Origin of the sequence: Candidatus Amarolinea dominans (assembly GCF_016704685.1) — a bacterium.
Lineage (GTDB): Bacteria > Chloroflexota > Anaerolineae > SSC4 > Amarolineaceae > Amarolinea > Amarolinea dominans.
Map to the genome: position 1 here is coordinate 132,782 of NZ_JADIZS010000014.1, position 17,318 is coordinate 150,099.

Genomic DNA, 17,318 nt, shown 5'->3' on the forward strand with positions numbered 1-17,318 from the left:
GCTGTGGCACAGGGATGTGCCACAGCACGACCGCATGACCTGTTTCCCGCTACAGCCTTGTACTCTAAGCCTGTTTTCGACATAGAACAGATGTTTTTATACAACAGCTTGTGGTCATTGGCAAATCGCACACAACCTGTAGGAACAGTTCTGTTTTCGCTCAAACGTTCTACGCGACGACTTGTGGCAAGTGCCTGATGACCTACTACCCATTGGGGTGTCGAAAACAGGCTAAGTTATCTCATCGGAGTCACTGAGGGTAGCGCCTAACTGTGCTTAGTTTACCAAGAGCGCAGTGAAATACATGATGAGTAGACCTACCAGGAAGCCGCCGACGTTGGCCCATGAGTAAAGCGAAGCGCCTTCACGCTCGGCGTAGCCCTTGAGCAGCGCCGTTACTTCTACAACGACCTGCCAGATGGCGCCGACCCCCATGCCCAGGAACAGACTGGCCAGCAGCGGCGAGAAGGCGAAGCCGCCGATCCAGGCGCCGAGAATCGCGGGGGATCCGGCCAGCAGCGCCAGTCCCAGGAAGGTCAACAAAGCCGGACCTTCGGGAACCGCTGCGGTGGTTGCCTCGCCTGTCTGCTTTCCAGACACCAGCGGCGCCGCAATCCCGATGCCTTCGGTGATGTTGTGCAGCGTGAAGCCGATCACCAGGAAGGATCCGAGCGCGGCTTCACCGAGCGCAAACGCCGCGCCGATAGCGAGGCCTTCGCCCAGATTGTGCAGGCCGATGCTGAAGGCGATCAGGGTTGCCAAGTAGACCCCGCGGCGAGCGGGAGATGAAGCGTCTGTCCTATTGCGCCGGCCCGAACCGATCGCCAGCAGCACCAGCCAGGTCAGCAGGGCGGCGAAGAGCACCAGCGGAATCCCCTGGAATGCGCCGGGCAGCACGGCCGCCACCTCGAACGCCTCCAACAGCGTGTCAATCAACAGGAACACCAACAGCCCCAGCGTCAACGCCAGCACGGCGCCGAGCCACTTGCGGCCCATCCGCTTCATCACCGGATACCAGAGCAGGCCCAGGCCCACCGGGATGATGCCCACGTAGACGCCAAGCAAGCCGTAGGCCGCGAACTCAGCCAGGCCGGGCTGCGGTGTGGGCGTGGCGATGGCGACTGCGCCCTCGAACGTGGCCCCGGTCGAGGTGACGATGCGGATCAGGTTCGGCTCGGTCGCCACCCAGGGATAGGGGATGGACAACACCGCCCGCCCCAGGCGGGGGATCGCCGCCGCCGGCGTGATCCGAAATTGCCAGTACGCATCATCCACCATCACCTGCGCCACCGTCACCGGATCAGGCCCGCCGTTGATGAGGTGCGCCTCGAAGCCAGCCGATGTCACAGTAATGCGCTCGAAAGTCAGGTTTTCGATGGGGGGCAAATCCGCTTTGAAGAGCGCAAGTGGGTTGCCGAAAGCAAAAACCGCCAGCATCAACGCCAACGCGACCAGCGGGATGAGACCGGAGACCCAAAGGGGCAGGCCCCCGGCAGTGATCCTTTTCTCTGATGTAGTCATTATGTCACCTCGGTCCTCACGCCGTGGCCTCGAACAGGCCCATCCAACCCAGCTCGGCCAGCTCGCTCTGGTGCGCGTGGAACATGTACTGGCCGGGGTATTCCAGGGTGAACTCCAGCACGTGACGCTCGCCCTGCCCCATGATCACGTTGTCAGTGTACTCGTACTGCTCCAGGTTGGTGCCGGTGCGGTAGAGCCGATACATGCTGGCGTGCAGATGGAAGGAATTCACGGGGTCGAACTCGGTCACGTTGACCAGGTAAACCCGGATCAACTCGCCTACCTTGACCTGGATGGGGTGTTTGACGTAATGGAACGCGACGGTGTTGACCGCGTAGACCTCGTTCTCGTTGTCGAAGTTGGTATCGAAGCCGTTCATCACCATCACCATCTCCCTCGCCGGCGGACGGCCTGCTGGCGGATCAATGATGAACGCCCCGTAGAGGCCCTTGTGGATGTGCCGCTTGAGGGGCATCACGTGGCAGTGATACAGATGCAGCCCGAACGGCTTGGCCTCGAACTCGTAGACGAAGTCGCCGCCGGTCGGGACCACCGGCGTCACGCCATCCATGCTCGGCGGATGGATGCCGTGAAAATGGATGGTGTGCGGATGAGCGGAGGCATTGCGGAAGCGGAAACGCAACAGGTCGCCCTGCCGGCAGCGAAACGTCGGCCCTGGAACCTGGCCGTTGTAGGTCCAGGCGGGGAAGAACACGCCCGGCGCCACCTCGATCTCTTTGTCAACTGCAGCAATCTGCCACTCGCGCACGGTCCGTCCATCGGGCGCCACACTCTCCTGACCCCAGTCGAAGTCATACAGAAACTCGGTCGGGTCGAAATTCGCCAAATTCACCTCGCCGACCAGCCCGCTGTTTTCACCGTGGGCCATCCCCGCAGCAGGGACCGCCGCCACGCCGGTGTGGTCAGCCACTGGTGTGTGTTCCTGCGCGGCGACGCCGGCCGCAAACAGAATGGCCACGCCACTCGTGGCCACGCTTGCGGCCAGAAACTCCCGTCTGCTTAGCCGCCCATTCGCCTTACTTTTCATCACAACCTCTCTTACATCCAATCCTTCTAGTTCGCTGGCGCTTCTTCCGCGAGGTCTCCTTCGATTTCTTTTTTCAGCGCGGAAGGAACATCGGCACTCTTGCCGCGTAGGCATGCCACTCCGCGCCGAATGTCTCTTCAAGCGAAACTTCTTCGCGCCGCGCCCGACGATGAAACGATGGCACAGTCATTGCCAGCAACGCCAGCGGCGTCCACGTGCGATACGTCAACAGGACTCCGAGTATCACCAGCCAGTAGCCAAGATACATCGGATGGCGGATGAAAACATACGGTCCGCGCTGGACGAGGCGATGTTTCTCCTGTAATGGTGCGGACGAACTTGTGCTGATCCCGTACACAGCGCCCAATGCCCAGCGCGCCCATAACGGGAGGAACAACCCGACGAGAAAGATCCCCAGCCCGATGGAGCGCAGAATCGTTGTTCCAGGTTCTGACAGGCGTAAAGGCAGGGGAATCCACAACACGGAACCGAGCCAGATAAACATGGCAATCGTCGTAAATCCGAGCATGACCTGTCCCCAGGCTGGCAAAGCAAACCAGCGGCTCGATATAGTCCGCGCCGATTTCTGCGAGCGAACACTGACAAGCCAACTACCTATCACAACGATCATGAGCACCGCTGAACCTGCACTCACCACCCAATCTGTGACGGTTTCCATATTACTTTCTCTCCTGATATCCCAGCAACCTCAAAGCATTTGCCACAACGACCAGCGTACTGCCTTCGTGGAAGATGATGGCAATGCCGATGCTGACGATGCCCGTCAACGATGTGATGATGAGCAGGGCAATCACGCCGAGAGAGATGAACAGATTTTGCATAATGATCGCGCGGGTGGCGCGTCCCAACCCAACAGCAAAAGGCAGTTTGGACAGATCATCGCCCATCAAGGCAACGTCGGCTGTTTCCAATGCAACATCCGTCCCTGCGCCGCCCATGGCAATCCCCACCGTCGCATTTGCTAGCGCGGGGGCGTCGTTCACTCCGTCGCCGATCATGGCAACCTGTCCATATTCCTTTACAAGATCGCGAATGATTGTCAGTTTATCTTCGGGCATCAGGTCAGCGCGAAATTCCGTCAGCCCAACTTCAGCGGCAATGGCGGAGGCGGAACGCGCGTTGTCGCCCGTCAACATGATGGTATGCGCCACGCCCAATTGTTTCAGCGCTTGCATGGTCGGCGCGGCTTCGCGGCGCAAGGTATCGGCGAGAGCAATCAAACCAACCAACATATTATTCACTGCGACCCACATCAAAGTCTTGCCCGCCTGCTGAAATGACTGCGAGTGATCGAGCGCGTCGGGGGAGAGCGGCACACCCGCTTCACCCATCAATTTTTGATTGCCGATCCAAACCGTCTTGCCATTCGAGACGGCGCGCAAGCCGCGTCCCGTCAGCGACTCGACTTCATCCATAACGGAAACAGGCAGACCCCGAGTCTGAGCCGAGCGGACGACTGCCTGGGCGAGGGGATGCGCGGATCGTGATTCCGCTCCCGCGGCGAGGGACAATAAATCCGCCTCCTTCCACCCCGAGGCTGGGACCACGACGATATCCGTTACCTCAGGCTGACCATGAGTCACCGTACCCGTTTTGTCGAAGGCGATGACTTTGAGACGACCCAGGTTTTCGAGATGCACGCCGCCCTTGACCAGCACACCGTTGCGCGCGGCTTGCGCGACGCCCGCGAGGATCGTGGCAGGCGTGCCAAGCGCGAGGGCGCAGGGCGAGGCAGCGACGAGGAGAGTCATTGCGCGGAGAAAAGAGTCGTGGAACGGAAAACTGAACAACGGGGGAACGATGATGATCAGCGCGGTGAGGACCAGCACGGCGGGAACAAAGACCCGCTCGAATTTTTCGACGATTTGTTGCGTGGGTGATTTTTGCGCCTGGGCTTCCTCGACCATTTTCATCACGCGGGCAAGCGTTGAATCTTTGGCAAGGCGCGTCACTTTCACTTCCAGCGCGCCTTCGCCATTGACCGTGCTTGCAAAAACATTGTCGCCAGGCGCTTTATCAATGGGCAGAGATTCGCCCGTCACCGAGGACTGGTCCACGCCAGAATTTCCATCCAGGATGATGCCATCCATGGGAATGCGCACGCCAGGGCGGACGATGACGACATCATCGAGTCGCAAAGATTCAACGGGAAGTTCCTGCTCTTTTCCATCGCGGCGGACGAGGGCGGTCTTTGGGGCCAGGTCTGCCAGTGCTCGTACTGCTGCGCGGGCGCGATCGAGGGCGCGTTCCTCCAGCACATGTCCCAGACTGAACAGGAACAGCAGCAGGCCGCCCTCCGCGAAGTCGCCCAACGCGGCCGCGCCCAAGGCCGCGATCACCATCAGCAGATCGGTGTCGAAGCGCCGCTCGCGCAACGCGTGGAAGGCGTGGCGGCCGACGTCCCACCCGCCGAGGAGATAGGCGCCGAGGTACAAGGCCAGGCTCGCCGGCCCAGGCAGCCCCAAGAAGCCGCCCCCGGCCCAACCGAGCAGCACGAGCAGCCCCGCGGCCAGGCTAAAGAGCAGTTCCCGGTTCTCCTGGAACCAGCTCCGCAAGCCAGCGACCGGGATGGTGTAGCCTAGCGAACGCACGCGGTGCTCGATGGCCGCCTGGTTGACCTTCTGGCCGTCGAACTCTACGCGCATGCTCTGGGCTGCGTAATTCACGCTCACCGTCAGCACGCCGTCGAGCCGGCCCACGCCGTGCTCGATCACCGTCACGCAGTCCGAGCAGTCCATCCCCGCGATGGGTAGGTGGATGTGATGGAAACGGTCGGTGATCTGTGCGCCGGCCCGCTGCGCCAGGCGCTGCACGGCTTCCAGAGACAGCAGATTGGGATCGTAGTGCAGGCAGACCAACGCCTGGCCGTTTTGGCGCTCGATATGAGCCTGTTGGATGCCCTTGCGGGCGGCGATCAGCTCGGTGAGCCGGCCCACGCATTGGTCGCGTTCGTCCTCGATGTGAGGCAGCACGACGGGGATTTCTAATTGAAGGGTGGATGCGGACATTCGCTAGGCCTCTCTGCGTAGATGCTGGGCGTGCGCCAGGGCATCGCCCAATAACTGTTCGACATGTGCGTCGCTCAGGGTATAGTAGGCCAGCCGGCCTTCCTTGCGGAACTTGACCAGCCCCAGACTACGCAATAGCCGCAGTTGATGGGAGACGGCCGACACGCTGATGCCTACCAACGCCGCCAGGTCGCAGACGCACAGCTCGGCCTGGGAGAGTGCGAACACGATCCTGGCGCGGGTCGGGTCTGCGAGGATATTGAAGATATCCGTAACGTGCGTGATGGCAGCAGCGGTTGGCATCCGGCTGGCAACCGCCCGCACGCGGGCCTCGTCAACGTACAAGATTTCGCAGACGTCATCCTGGGTCTCAACGACTGGCGGCGGAACGGTCTTCAGGGCGATCTCAGGCATCCGAACTCTCCTTTACCAGGCAGCCGACGCGGCATCACACGACGGCTACATATCATCCAATGAGTGGCGAGCGAACTTGGCGCTGGCGCAGTAACCGCCGCGATTGCATGCTGGACGTGCTGTGTGCATTCGGCGCAATCCATGCCGGCTACAGGAATATCAAGGGTCTCTATTCCAGGCATTCTCTCCATCTCCGGTGAGACCGCTCTCAATAAGTCAACAGTTGCATACTTGCTCAAGTATGGAAATGATACCGCGATTGGGCATGTGTGTCAAATGCTGCGCCGGACAAGCTGCGGAGTCAGGAAACACCGCGCCGATCGAGGTGAAGAAGGGCCAGCGCGTGCGCGTGCGGCTGGCGAACGTCGGTTAGGTCACGCACCCCATGCACCTGCACGGCATCAACTTCAAGATCGCGGCCTACGACGGTATGCCGTTGCCGCCTGAGCAACAGCAACACGATTCCCGTCAACCCGTGCGAGTTGGCAGACATCGAGTTCGTGACCGACAACGTAGGAACCTGGATGCTCCATTGTCACGTGCTGCACCCCGTCACCAACGACGGTGCGGAGCCAGGTGGGCTGGTGGCGCTGGTCAAAGTCACCGAGTAAGCTAATCGGACCTCGGAGGTCTCGAAGACCTTCAAGGTCCTCTCATCACCGCGCCGAATGGCCTAACGCGCTCCGCGCCGAAAAGCCCTGGCATGCCCCCCCGGGATGCGCGACGATAGAGACCAGGTTGCGAAAGGGCGCGTAGCGAGATGCTGAGCGCTGCCGCTTTGATCCAGAAAGTGAGGGTAGATTTATGATGGGTGGATGGGGTTGGGGCATGGGCCTCTGGGGTGGCTTAGGCATGCTCCTGTTCTGGGGGCTGATCATCGGTTTGGTGGTTTGGCTGGTTGTGACGCTGACGCGTTCGGGCCAGAGCGGAGCGAGCCGCAGCGCGCAGCCCGACACGGCGCTGGAGACCCTGCGGCGCCGGCTGGCGGCCGGCGAGATTACAGCGCAGGAGTTCGATGCGTTGCGGCAGAAGCTGAGCGTTTGAAGCTGACGCCAAGATTGTGCTATACTGCCGCAGCGGCCGGATGAGCGATATCGCTGCGCGACGGTTGGTCGGCGCCATGGTCGCCTGGGAAGCCAGCGGACGCTCCCTGGTTCAACGTTAATCCTGTCGCGTGACAGAGGACAGTGTGCCATGACGAGTTCTGTACCCTTGCGTGTCTTGCTCGCCGATGACCACGCCATCGTGCGCAAAGGCATCCGTGAGTTCCTGGAAGAGGACGGCGAGGTCACGGTGGTGGCGGAGGCGTCCGGCGGCGCGGAGGCCGTGCGCCTGGCTGGCGAATACCGGCCGGCCGTGGTCGTGCTCGACGTGCAGATGCCCGGCGTGAACGGGATCGAGGCCACGCGCCAGATCAAGGCCGCCTACCCGGAGATTCGGGTGCTGATCCTCACCGCCTACGATGAGGATCCGTACGTTTTCGCCCTGCTGCGCGCCGGCGCCGACGGCTATGTGCTGAAGAACAGCGACCCTGACGATCTGGTGCGGGCGGTGAAGACGGTGGCGAGCGGCGGCAAGGTGTTGGCTCCAGATATCGCCGCTAAGGTGGTTGCGCAGATAACCTCCGGCAAACCGGCGGCGGCCGCCAAGCAGGTCGAGCCACTGTCCGAGCGCGAGCTGGAGGTGTTGCGCCTGGCCGCCCACGGCCTGACCAATAAAGCGATTGCAGCCGAATTGGGCGTCAGCGATCGCACCGTGCAGGGGCATCTAGCCAGCATCTACGGCAAGCTGGCGGTTGCCAGCCGCACCGAGGCGGTGACGAAGGCGCTGAAGCTGGGCTGGCTGGTGTTGGATGACGCCTGAGTCAACCGGACCGCCACGTGGGCGCCATCGGCTCCTGCGCGGCCTGCGCGCCCAACTGTTGCTCTGGACCATCCTGCCGCTGGCAGTGGTGTTGATCGCACTGTCACTCGCCGGCGTCACGCGCCATCGCCAGGCGATGACGCGCCTGGTAGAAGATCGCGACCGGGGCGTGGCGGCTGCCGAAGCAAACCGCTTAGGCCGCGAGATCGCGCAACAGGTCGCCGTGCTGGCCCGCCTGGCGGCGGCATTACCCGCTGCCGAGCTCCCCGCAACCCTATCAGATCAACCATTTGATGCTATTGGTAGTTTCACCGGTGGCCTGGCCTGGCTGGACGACCAGGGCGCACTCGTGGCAGCCTCGCCGCCCGCAACTGCTTGGGCGGCGAGCAACACGGCGCGCCTCCTGGCCGCACGCGCCGCGGCTGTCGGCCAGACGCAATACGAGACCGATCTGCCCGGTGACGATACCGCGCGCTTGTTGATCGCCGTGCCGGCGTCCGGCGGGAAAGTCCTGGTCGGCGCGTTGCCGGTGGAGGCCCTGAGCCTGGCCGAAAGCAATCTACTGCTAGAGGGCCAGATGCAGGGCGCCATGTTCGTCCTGGACCAGACCGGGCGGCGCGTTCACCACCATGACCCTGCCGGTCTGGCTGTGGATTCGGCGGTGCTGGGCAGCTTGCCACCGGCCAGCACCGGTTCGACCTATCTGCGCGATCGCCAGGGGCGGGAACTGCTCGTGTCGTATGCGCACGTGGAACCCCCGGGCTGGACCCTGGCAACCGTCGAAGATGTTCACACGATCACCGCGATGGGCATGAGCACGGTCGAGGTGCTGCCGTTGCTCCTGCTCTTCGTGGCGGTAGTTGCGCTGTTGGCTGTCTCTTTCGGCGTGCTCAGCGTTGTGCGGCCGTTGCAGGAGTTGGATCGCCGGGCCGCGCGGGTCGCCTGGGGCGATTTCGATGCCATCGAGCAGCCGGTGGGCGGCGTGCAGGAAATTGACGACCTGCGCATCACCCTGGCCCAGATGGCCGAGCGCATCCGGTCCTACCAGAGCGGCATGCGGAACTATCTGAGCGCCATCACTCAAGGCCAAGAGACGGAGCGCACCCGCCTGGCCCACGAGCTGCACGACGTTACCATCCAGGGGCTGATCGCCCTCAAGCAACGCGGCCAGATGGCCCTGAAAGCTCTCGGCCATGACCCGGCACGCGCTGGTGCGCGCCTTCAGGAGCTAAACAGCTTGATTGACGAGGAGATCGCCAGCCTGCGCCAGCTGATCGGCGATCTGCGCCCAATCTACCTTGAGGATCTCGGGTTCGTGCCGGCGCTGGAGATGCTGCCGCCCCAGATGCAGGAACGGCACAGGCTGTGCCTGCATCTGACGGTCCACGGCGAGGTGGTGCGGCTGGCGCCCGACGTCGAGATGGCGGCCTATCGCATCGTGCAGCAGGCGCTCGCCAACGTGGCCGCCCACGCGCAAGCCCGCAACGTCTGGCTGGATGTGACCTTCACCCCCGAGCACCTCATACTGGTCACCCGCGACGACGGACGCGGCTTCACCCCACCCGATCCGCCGGCCGACCTCGTCCACCGGGGCCATTTCGGATTGATGGGCATGCGCGAGCGTGTCCTGCTCTACGGTGGGCAGCTCACGATCACGTCCAGCCCCGGTCAGGGCGTCACCATTACCGCGCAGCTCCCGCTGCTCGGCTGAGAAGGGCCCACGGGCCGCCCATCTGCCATTTCTCACCTGCACCTCCTCCCACAGCGCAACGGCGCCCTCGTTCCGCTTCCCACAATCGCGCCGAATGGCTGAGCGCAAGACGCGCCGCCTGGCGCTGTACATCGCAGCGCCTTTTTCCTATCATAGACCTCGCCAGCCTGAGAAAGTCCGATTTCGAGGTGAGGACTGCCATGCGCAACCAGACTGTTTACAAGATGCTCGTCCCTCTGCTCGCCGTTTGTTGCCTGGTGCCGCTCGCGGCGCTCGCCGCGGTGCTCTACTTAGCTGCGCCGGTATGGCTTGTGACTTTGGTTGGGCTGTTGGCGCTGGTGCTGCTGGCCCGACGACTGATGCGCATACTGGCGCTTACCCCGGACGGCAGTTTGCGGTAATCTGAAGGTATCCGTTGGCAGAGACGCGGCGCTTCCCTGCCGAAGCTAGAATTTCTTTCGAGTGAGGAGAACCCACATGACCTTGCATCACATCCAACCGAGCCGGCGCACAGTCCGTTCGCTGGCGGTCTTCATCAGCCTGGCCCTCCTGGCCTTGATCCTGGCTGCCTGCTCGGGCGCACAACCGACCGCCACCCCGATCCAGGCCCCAGCCGCCGCCACACAACCCACGGCGGCGCCAACCCAGACGCCTGCAGCAACTCAGGCCAAGCCGGCGGCGCCGGCCCCGACGGGCAATCTGACTCAGAGCGCGGAGGCCGGCGCGGTGACCGTTGACATCACCCCGCTGAATCTGGGCGACGCCAAAGCCAGCACCCTCGACTTCAAGGTTGTCATGGATACGCATTCAGTGGAGCTGGGTGGTGACCTGGCGAAGCTGGCCGTGTTGAAGATTGGCGACAACGAAGTGACGACGAAGTTGTGGCAGGCCCCGGCCGGCGGCGGACACCACGTGGAAGGCACGTTGAGCTTCCCCAGCGTAACCGCGGCAGGAAAACCGATCCTGGAGGGCGTGAACAGCATCACCGTAGTGATTCGTAACCTGGCCGGCGTCCCGGAGCGCAAGTTCGCCTGGGACCTGGGGCCGGCCGGCGCGGCGACCGGCGGCAACATGGGCTGCGTTTTCTCCGAAAACGCATGGATGGCCACGACCGCCCCTGTCACCGGCACGATGCCGATGGACCGGGGCGGCATGATGGGATCTACCAACGCCGTCACCGGCACAATGCCCATGTCCGGTACGATGCCGATGTCGGGTGACATGATGGGCATGATGGCCGAGATGATGAAGATGATGCAAGGCATGATGGGGTCTGGCAGCGCGATCACCAGCACCACGCCCATGTCAGGTACGATGCCTATGTCAGGCGACATGATGGGTATGATGGCAAAGATGCAGGACATGATGGCCATGATGAAGACCATGTCCCCCGACGCCCAGGGCCAAATGATGCCACAGATGATGGGCATGATGTCACAGATGATGCAGATGATGGGCGGCGCGGGAAGCATGGACAGCATGGGTGGGATGAGCGGCCACGGCGCCGCGATCCCCTCGGCCGGCGTGCCAGAGGCCACGGCGAAAGTCGGCGGCCAACCGCTGACCTTCAAGGTCGAGAACGGCGTCAAAGTTTTCGAGCTGACCGCCAGCCCCGTACGCTGGGCGATCTTGGGGGACGTCAAGGTGACCGCCTGGACGTACAACGGCACGGTGCCCGGCCCCATGATCCGCGTCACCGAGGGCGACAAGGTGCGCATCGTCCTCAAGAACGAGCTGCCCGAAGCCACCAGCATCCATTGGCATGGCATCCCGGTTCCCAACGCCATGGACGGCGTCACGCCGATTCAGCCGGGTGCGCGCTTCACCTACGAGTTCACCGCGCCGCCGGCCGGCACGTTCATGTATCACTCACACATTGCCGCTGACAAGCAGGTGATGGTCGGCCTGTACGCGCCGTTCATCGTAGACCCAAAGACCCCGCCGACCAACACACCCGCAGTGGACGTGACCTGGATGCTCTCCGAGTGGCGGATCGGACCGGACGGCCAGACCTATCCGGCGATGCCGATGGCCGGCGGCGAGCCGAACTACTTCACCATCAACGGCAAGAGCTTCCCGGAAACCGCGCCGATCGAGGTGGGGAAGGGCCAGCGCGTGCGCGTGCGGCTGGCGAACGTCGGCCAATTCACGCATCCTATGCATCTGCATGGCATGAACTTCAAGATCGTGGCCTACGACGGTGTGCCGCTGCCGCCGGAGCAGCAGATCGTGCGCAACACGGTTCCGGTCAACCCTGGCGAGCTGGTGGACATCGAATTCGTGGCCGACAACGTGGGAACCTGGATGTTCCACTGCCACGTGCTGCACCATGTCACCAACGATGGCACGGAGCCGGGCGGGCTGGTGGCGCTGGTGAATGTCACCGACCCGGCGGCCGCGCAAGGAATCGGCGTCCAGGGCAGCGTCTGGGTGGCCAACGAGGACGGCGACAGCATCAGCGTCATCAACGCGGCTACGAACCAGGTCGCCGCCACGCTGACCGGCATCCCCGGGCCGCACAACCTCCAGACCGCGGCCGACGGCAAGAGCGTCTGGGCGATCAGTGGGCACTCGGCGCTGGCGGTGGCGATTGACCCGACGACTTACACGGTGCGCGGCGTGGTTCCGACCGGCCGCGACCCGGCTCACGTCATCCTGGCGCCCGACGGCAAGACGGTCTACGTGACCAATAGCAGCGACGACACGATCACGGTGATAGACACGGCTGCTATGACAGTCACGGCGACGATTCCGGTCGGCAAGTTCCCCCACGGCCTGCGCCCCAGCCCTGACGGAAAGTGGGTGTATGTCGCCAACGTCAACGACAACACCCTGAGCGTGATTGATACCGCGACCAACCGCAAGGTCGCCGATATCGAGGTCGGCCAGAAGCCGGTGCAGGTCGGCTTCAGCCCGGACGGCAGGTTCGTTTACGTCTCGCTCAACGGCGAGAACGCCGTGGGCAAGGTGGACGTGAGCACGCGCAAGCTCGCCGGTAAAGTCCAGGTCGGCGTCGGCCCGATCCAGGTCTACGTGACGCCGGACGGCAAGTATCTGCTGGCGGCGAACCAGGGCACGAAGGATAAGCCGAGCACCACGGTGTCCATTGTTGACACGGCCACCTTCACCGTCCTGGACACCGTGCCGACCGGCCAGGGCGCGCATGGCGTCGTGATCGAGCCGTCGAGTCGCTATGCGTACATCACCAACCTGTATGGGAACGACATTGCGGTGCTGGACATCGCAGCCCGCAAGATCGTCGCCCGAACGCCGACCGGCGCAGCGCCGAACGGCATCAGTTTTCTGCCGCTTGCGCCAGCCCCGGCCCTGTCGGGTCAGATCGAACTGAAGCTCCCGGCAATGGAACAGAATATGGGGCATGGCGGGTAGCCCGAGAGGGCCTGTGAGTCAGCACACAGTTGATCCGCCGGAATCACGCACGTGATCAGCGACCTGTGGGGCGTGACCGCCGGCTTTCGCCAGAGCAACGCCTGGCTGGCGGTCCTGACCGGCAACCTGCTGCCGCCGACGTTTTACGCGGGGGACGCCTGGGGTTCCTTCAATTCCCTGGCGCGGCTGGGCACCGGCCTGTTGGCCGCGTTCGGCCTGATCTTCTGGCTGCTGCCCATCGTGGATCGCGCGCTATCAGCGGACGTGCCAGGCACTTGCGAAGTGCCTGGCACGTGGGGGTAGACTGATCGCGGCCGTAAGTAAGTCGCTCCGTCGCGCCGTGGACCTTGGGGGGTAAATCCAGCCGGGCGTCACAACCCCAGAATGAGATCCCGACAGACCGATTCCGGCCACGATTACACCAAACATCGTACGACAAAAGTTAAAAGGTCCGCCCAGAAAAGCGGCCTTTTTGCTATACCGGGTCTATCGTTTGCGCTGATGACAGGGCCGATCCCTTCGGTTATGCTGTTCCTACGAACGGTGAACGCATCTATTTCACCGCCACGAGTGAACGCGGTACGGCCATCACCTACACGGGCGGCCCGGCGTCGAGCGGCTGGATGATGGGGAGCGGGCAACTGGCGTGCGCCTCGTGCCACGGCACGGATGGGCGGGGCGGCGTACACCGCATGGGCATGAATCAAGTGATGGACGCCAAGCACATTCGCTGGGCGGTCTTGCAGGGCGAATTCGACCTCGAAAAGTTCCGCCTGGCGGTAGTGAAGGGTCAAGATCCCGACGGCACGCAGTTGAAGTCGGACATGCCGCGCTAGACAATCAGCGACGACGATCTGGCCGACGTGATCGTCTACCTCAAAACACTACCCTGATAAGGAGGAAAACCCTATGGCGACTGATATTGGTATACGCGCTAGAATAAATCTGCCCTACGAGCAAGCCGTCCAGAAAACCACGGATGCGCTCAAGGCAGAAGGCTTCGGCGTGTTGACGCAGATTGACGTGAAGGCCACACTGAAACAGAAAATCAACGCGGACTTCCGCCGTTATGTGATCCTGGGCGCGTGCAATCCCCCGCTCGCTCATCGTGCGCTCTCGGCCAACCTGGACGTGGGCTTGCTGCTGCCTTGCAATGTCACCGTGTACGAAGAAGGCGAAGGTTCTGTTGTCACCGCCGCGGACCCGGTGGAAATCCTTGGCGTCCTCAAAGAAGACCCGATGGCGCACGAGGTTGCCGTGGAAGCCAGAACCAGACTGCAGCGTGTGATTGCAAGCCTCAAGTGATCCAGATGAGCGGCTATTGAGCGATGAGCATGATTGCCTCCAGCGGGAAACACATCCGACTAGAGTTTCCAGACGGAGGTGCGAGGCTCATTCTGGACTCAGTTTATGTCTTGACGAGTGCGGCTCAGGGCCGCGCCTGGGTTCGGCGTGGTTTGCGACTTTCTGCGCGCCTGGCAGCCCAGGCTTACGCTGACCGATGCCGACCCACAGGAAGACAGCCGCAACGACGATGGCGGCCGCACCTACACTCACCTGCGGTGTGCTCGGGCCGCGCTCCGCCATATCCCCTTCGGTCCCCACGAGTCTCTACTTCAAACTGCGATCATTCCCTTACGCCAGATGGCTGGAACCCGGGGATGGAACCGGCGCCCCCAGACCGGTAACGCCCCGCGCGGCTTGCCCGCAGCGTTATTCAGGCAGACGCGTCCCGCTTGACGCGCCAAATAGCGCGGTCGTTCCGCGCCGGACGGCCGTTGCGCCCGGTCAGCGGATGTTATATATTGCGTATCGGTTCTGAACCGCGATCAACACGGCTGGGTCCCAGAATAGGAGAAGGTAGATTTGTCTAGACAGCTTACATTGCCCATTACCGGCATGACCTGCGCCAACTGCGTTGGCACGGTGGAACGCAATCTGAAAAAACTGGATGGCGTCCAGACTGCTTCCGTGAATCTGTCATCCGAGCGCGCCGCCGTGGAGTTCGATCCGGCCAAGCTGGGGCTGACCGATTTGATCGCGCGCGTCGAACGCGCGGGCTACGGCGTCGCGACCGGCGAGGCAGACCTGATCATCAAGCGCCTGGACGATGACAACGATGCGCGGCGGCTGGAAAGCGCCTTGCGCAAGCTCGAAGGTGTGCTCGAAGTCCAGGTCACCTACGCGACCGAGAAAGCACGCGTCCGGTACGTGCCCACGGTCATCAGCCAAGCGGAAATCCGCCGCTCGGTGGCCGCGGCGGGCTTCGAGGCGCTGGAACTGGGCGGCGATGCCGAGGATGCGGAGGCGGCCGCCCGCCAGGAAGAAATCGACAACCAGCGGCGCCTGCTGATCATCGGTGTGATCTTCACCGTGCCGCTCTTCCTCCTCTCGATGGGCATGGACTGGGGCCTGCTACCACCCTTCTTCTACGCCTCGACCTCAGCCGTACACGGGATGCCCACACCCCAGCCGTGGTTCAACTGGCTGCTGCTGGCGCTGGCGATCCCGGTGCAGTTTTATGTTGGCTGGCAGTACTACGTCGGCGCGGGCAAGGCCGTGCGCAACCGCTCCGCCAACATGGATGTGTTGATCGTGCTGGGTTCCTCGGCGGCGTTCTTCTACAGCCTGCCGGTTGTTTTCGGCTGGTTGAGCGGGCACGTCTACTTCGAAACCGCCGCCGTCATCATCACGCTGATCAAGCTGGGCAAGTTCCTCGAAGCGCGCGCCAAGGGGCGCACGAGCGAGGCGATCAAGAAGCTGATGGGGTTGCGCGCCAAGACTGCGCACGTCGTACGCGCCGGGGTGGAGTTGGAAGTCCCCGTGGACGACGTCATGGTCGGCGACGTGGTGCTCGTCCGGCCGGGCGAGAAGATCCCGGTGGACGGGGTGGTCGTCGAGGGGCGCTCGGCCGTGGACGAGTCGATGCTCACCGGCGAATCGCTGCCGGTGGAGAAGAAGCCCGGCGATCCGGTGATCGGCGCGACCCTCAACAAGCTCGGCCTGCTCAAGTTTGAAGCGACCAAAGTCGGCAAGGAGACTGCGCTGGCGCAGATCACCCGCCTGGTGGAGGAAGCGCAGGGCAGCAAAGCGCCGATCCAGAAGCTGGTCGACCAGGTTTCGGCCATTTTTGTGCCGATCGTGCTCGGGATCGCGGCGCTGACTTTTCTCGGGTGGTACTTCTTCGGCCCGGCGCTGCCGATCAACTCCGACATGACCGTCTTCACGCGCGCGCTGATCTACTCGGTCGCCGTGCTGGTCGTGGCCTGCCCGTGCGCGATGGGGCTGGCCACGCCGACCGCCGTCATGGTGGGCACGGGCAAGGGCGCGGAGATGGGCATCCTGTTCCGCAATTCCGAAGCCCTGGAGCGCGCCGGCAAGGTGAAGGTCGTCGTGCTGGACAAGACAGGAACCATCACCAAGGGCCAACCGGCCGTGACCGACATCGTCACCGATGGCGAGTTCGCGGCTGACAAGTTGCTGCGTTACGCCGCTTCGGTGGAAAAGGGCAGCGAGCATCCCCTCGGCGAAGCGATCTGGGCCGAAGCGGGTCGCCTCGGCCTCATCCTCGCCGAACCACAGGGCTTCCGGGCCGAGGCAGGCCACGGCGTGGAGGCCGAGGTGGATGGCCACCGCATCACCGTCGGCAATCTGCGTATGATGGCCGCGCGGGGCTATGCACTGAACGGCCTGACAGGCGTCGTCGATCGCCTGCAGACCGAGGCCAAGACCGCCATGTTGGTCGCGGCCGACGGCAGCGTGCGCGGCGTGATCGCCGTGGCCGACACGGTCAAGGACAGCTCACAGGCTGCGATCGCCGACCTACACCGCATGGGTTTGCAGGTCGCGATGATCACCGGCGACAACCGGCGCACCGCCGAAGCGATCGCCCGCCAGGTGGGCGTGGATACGGTACTCGCCGAGGTTTTGCCAGAAGGTAAGGCGGCCGAGGTCAAGAAGCTACAGGCGACCGGCGCAGTGGTTGCGATGGTCGGCGACGGCGTCAACGACGCGCCGGCCCTGGCGCAGGCGGACGTGGGCCTCGCGATCGGCACCGGCACCGACGTGGCGATGGCAGCTGCACCGGTCACCCTCATCAGCGGCGATCTGCGCGGGGTGGCGCGCGCCATCTCACTTTCGCGCAAGACCCTGCGGACCATCAAGCAAAACCTGTTCTGGGCCTTCATCTACAACATCATCCTTATCCCGGCCGCCGCGCTGGGCTTCCTGAACCCGATGCTGGCAGCCGGCGCCATGGCGTTCAGCAGCGTCTTTGTGGTCAGCAACAGCCTGCGCCTGCGCGGGCAGAAGATTTGATCGTAAAGGCATGGCCTCGCACCTG

The 17,318-nt window shown here is 63.2% G+C and carries 15 protein-coding genes; 10 read left to right on the plus strand and 5 right to left on the minus strand.

Going from position 1 to position 17,318, the window contains the following annotated elements:
* Positions 1 to 276: 276 nt before the first annotated feature.
* From IPF85_RS10635 to IPF85_RS10655, 5 genes are all read right to left on the minus strand, one after another.
* Positions 277 to 1,521: a metal transporter gene (locus IPF85_RS10635; protein ID WP_343408062.1), complete on the minus strand. Its 1,245-nt coding sequence runs from the start codon at positions 1,519 to 1,521 to the stop codon at positions 277 to 279.
* A 16-nt stretch (positions 1,522 to 1,537) separates the two neighbouring features.
* Positions 1,538 to 2,569: a multicopper oxidase domain-containing protein gene (locus IPF85_RS10640; protein ID WP_343408063.1), complete on the minus strand. Its 1,032-nt coding sequence runs from the start codon at positions 2,567 to 2,569 to the stop codon at positions 1,538 to 1,540.
* Positions 2,570 to 2,642: 73 nt separating this feature from the next.
* A complete protein-coding gene (locus IPF85_RS10645) occupies positions 2,643 to 3,248 on the minus strand; it encodes an isoprenylcysteine carboxylmethyltransferase family protein (protein WP_343408064.1) in 606 nt (201 codons plus the stop codon).
* Position 3,249: 1 nt separating this feature from the next.
* Complete coding sequence (locus IPF85_RS10650) at positions 3,250 to 5,598, minus strand: cation-translocating P-type ATPase (protein WP_343408065.1); 2,349 nt, start codon at positions 5,596 to 5,598, stop codon at positions 3,250 to 3,252.
* A gap of 3 nt (positions 5,599 to 5,601) precedes the next feature.
* On the minus strand, positions 5,602 to 6,012 hold the full coding sequence (locus IPF85_RS10655; protein WP_343408066.1) for a metalloregulator ArsR/SmtB family transcription factor: 411 nt from the start codon (positions 6,010 to 6,012) through the stop codon (positions 5,602 to 5,604).
* A gap of 500 nt (positions 6,013 to 6,512) precedes the next feature.
* On the opposite strand from IPF85_RS10655, the gene IPF85_RS10660 reads away from it, so the two are divergent.
* The 10 genes from IPF85_RS10660 to IPF85_RS10705 all read left to right on the plus strand — a co-directional run bounded on the left by IPF85_RS10660 (position 6,513) and on the right by IPF85_RS10705 (position 17,293).
* Positions 6,513 to 6,623 carry a multicopper oxidase domain-containing protein gene (locus IPF85_RS10660; RefSeq protein ID WP_343408067.1) on the plus strand — a complete coding sequence of 37 codons (111 nt, stop codon included), beginning with the start codon at positions 6,513 to 6,515 and terminating at the stop codon, positions 6,621 to 6,623.
* Between the two features lie 241 nt (positions 6,624 to 6,864).
* Positions 6,865 to 7,056 carry an SHOCT domain-containing protein gene (locus tag IPF85_RS10665; RefSeq protein ID WP_343408068.1) on the plus strand — a complete coding sequence of 64 codons (192 nt, stop codon included), beginning with the start codon at positions 6,865 to 6,867 and terminating at the stop codon, positions 7,054 to 7,056.
* Positions 7,057 to 7,206: 150 nt separating this feature from the next.
* Entirely contained in the window at positions 7,207 to 7,875 is a 669-nt protein-coding gene (locus tag IPF85_RS10670; protein ID WP_343408069.1) for a response regulator transcription factor, read from the plus strand.
* Positions 7,865 to 9,586: a histidine kinase gene (locus tag IPF85_RS10675; protein WP_343408070.1), complete on the plus strand. Its 1,722-nt coding sequence runs from the start codon at positions 7,865 to 7,867 to the stop codon at positions 9,584 to 9,586. The genes IPF85_RS10670 and IPF85_RS10675 overlap by 11 nt, the downstream gene beginning before the upstream one ends.
* A gap of 200 nt (positions 9,587 to 9,786) precedes the next feature.
* Positions 9,787 to 9,987 carry a hypothetical protein gene (locus IPF85_RS10680; protein ID WP_343408071.1) on the plus strand — a complete coding sequence of 67 codons (201 nt, stop codon included), beginning with the start codon at positions 9,787 to 9,789 and terminating at the stop codon, positions 9,985 to 9,987.
* A 76-nt stretch (positions 9,988 to 10,063) separates the two neighbouring features.
* Entirely contained in the window at positions 10,064 to 12,976 is a 2,913-nt protein-coding gene (locus tag IPF85_RS10685; RefSeq protein ID WP_343408072.1) for a multicopper oxidase domain-containing protein, read from the plus strand.
* A gap of 51 nt (positions 12,977 to 13,027) precedes the next feature.
* Entirely contained in the window at positions 13,028 to 13,279 is a 252-nt protein-coding gene (locus IPF85_RS10690; protein ID WP_343408073.1) for a hypothetical protein, read from the plus strand.
* A gap of 320 nt (positions 13,280 to 13,599) precedes the next feature.
* A complete protein-coding gene (locus IPF85_RS10695; protein ID WP_343408074.1) occupies positions 13,600 to 13,812 on the plus strand; it encodes a hypothetical protein in 213 nt (70 codons plus the stop codon).
* A 73-nt stretch (positions 13,813 to 13,885) separates the two neighbouring features.
* Positions 13,886 to 14,281 carry a DUF302 domain-containing protein gene (locus IPF85_RS10700; RefSeq protein WP_343389505.1) on the plus strand — a complete coding sequence of 132 codons (396 nt, stop codon included), beginning with the start codon at positions 13,886 to 13,888 and terminating at the stop codon, positions 14,279 to 14,281.
* A gap of 561 nt (positions 14,282 to 14,842) precedes the next feature.
* Positions 14,843 to 17,293 (plus strand): copper-translocating P-type ATPase, encoded by a 2,451-nt coding sequence (locus IPF85_RS10705; RefSeq protein ID WP_343408075.1) that lies wholly within the window; start codon positions 14,843 to 14,845, stop codon positions 17,291 to 17,293.
* The last annotated feature ends 25 nt before the right edge of the window (positions 17,294 to 17,318 follow it).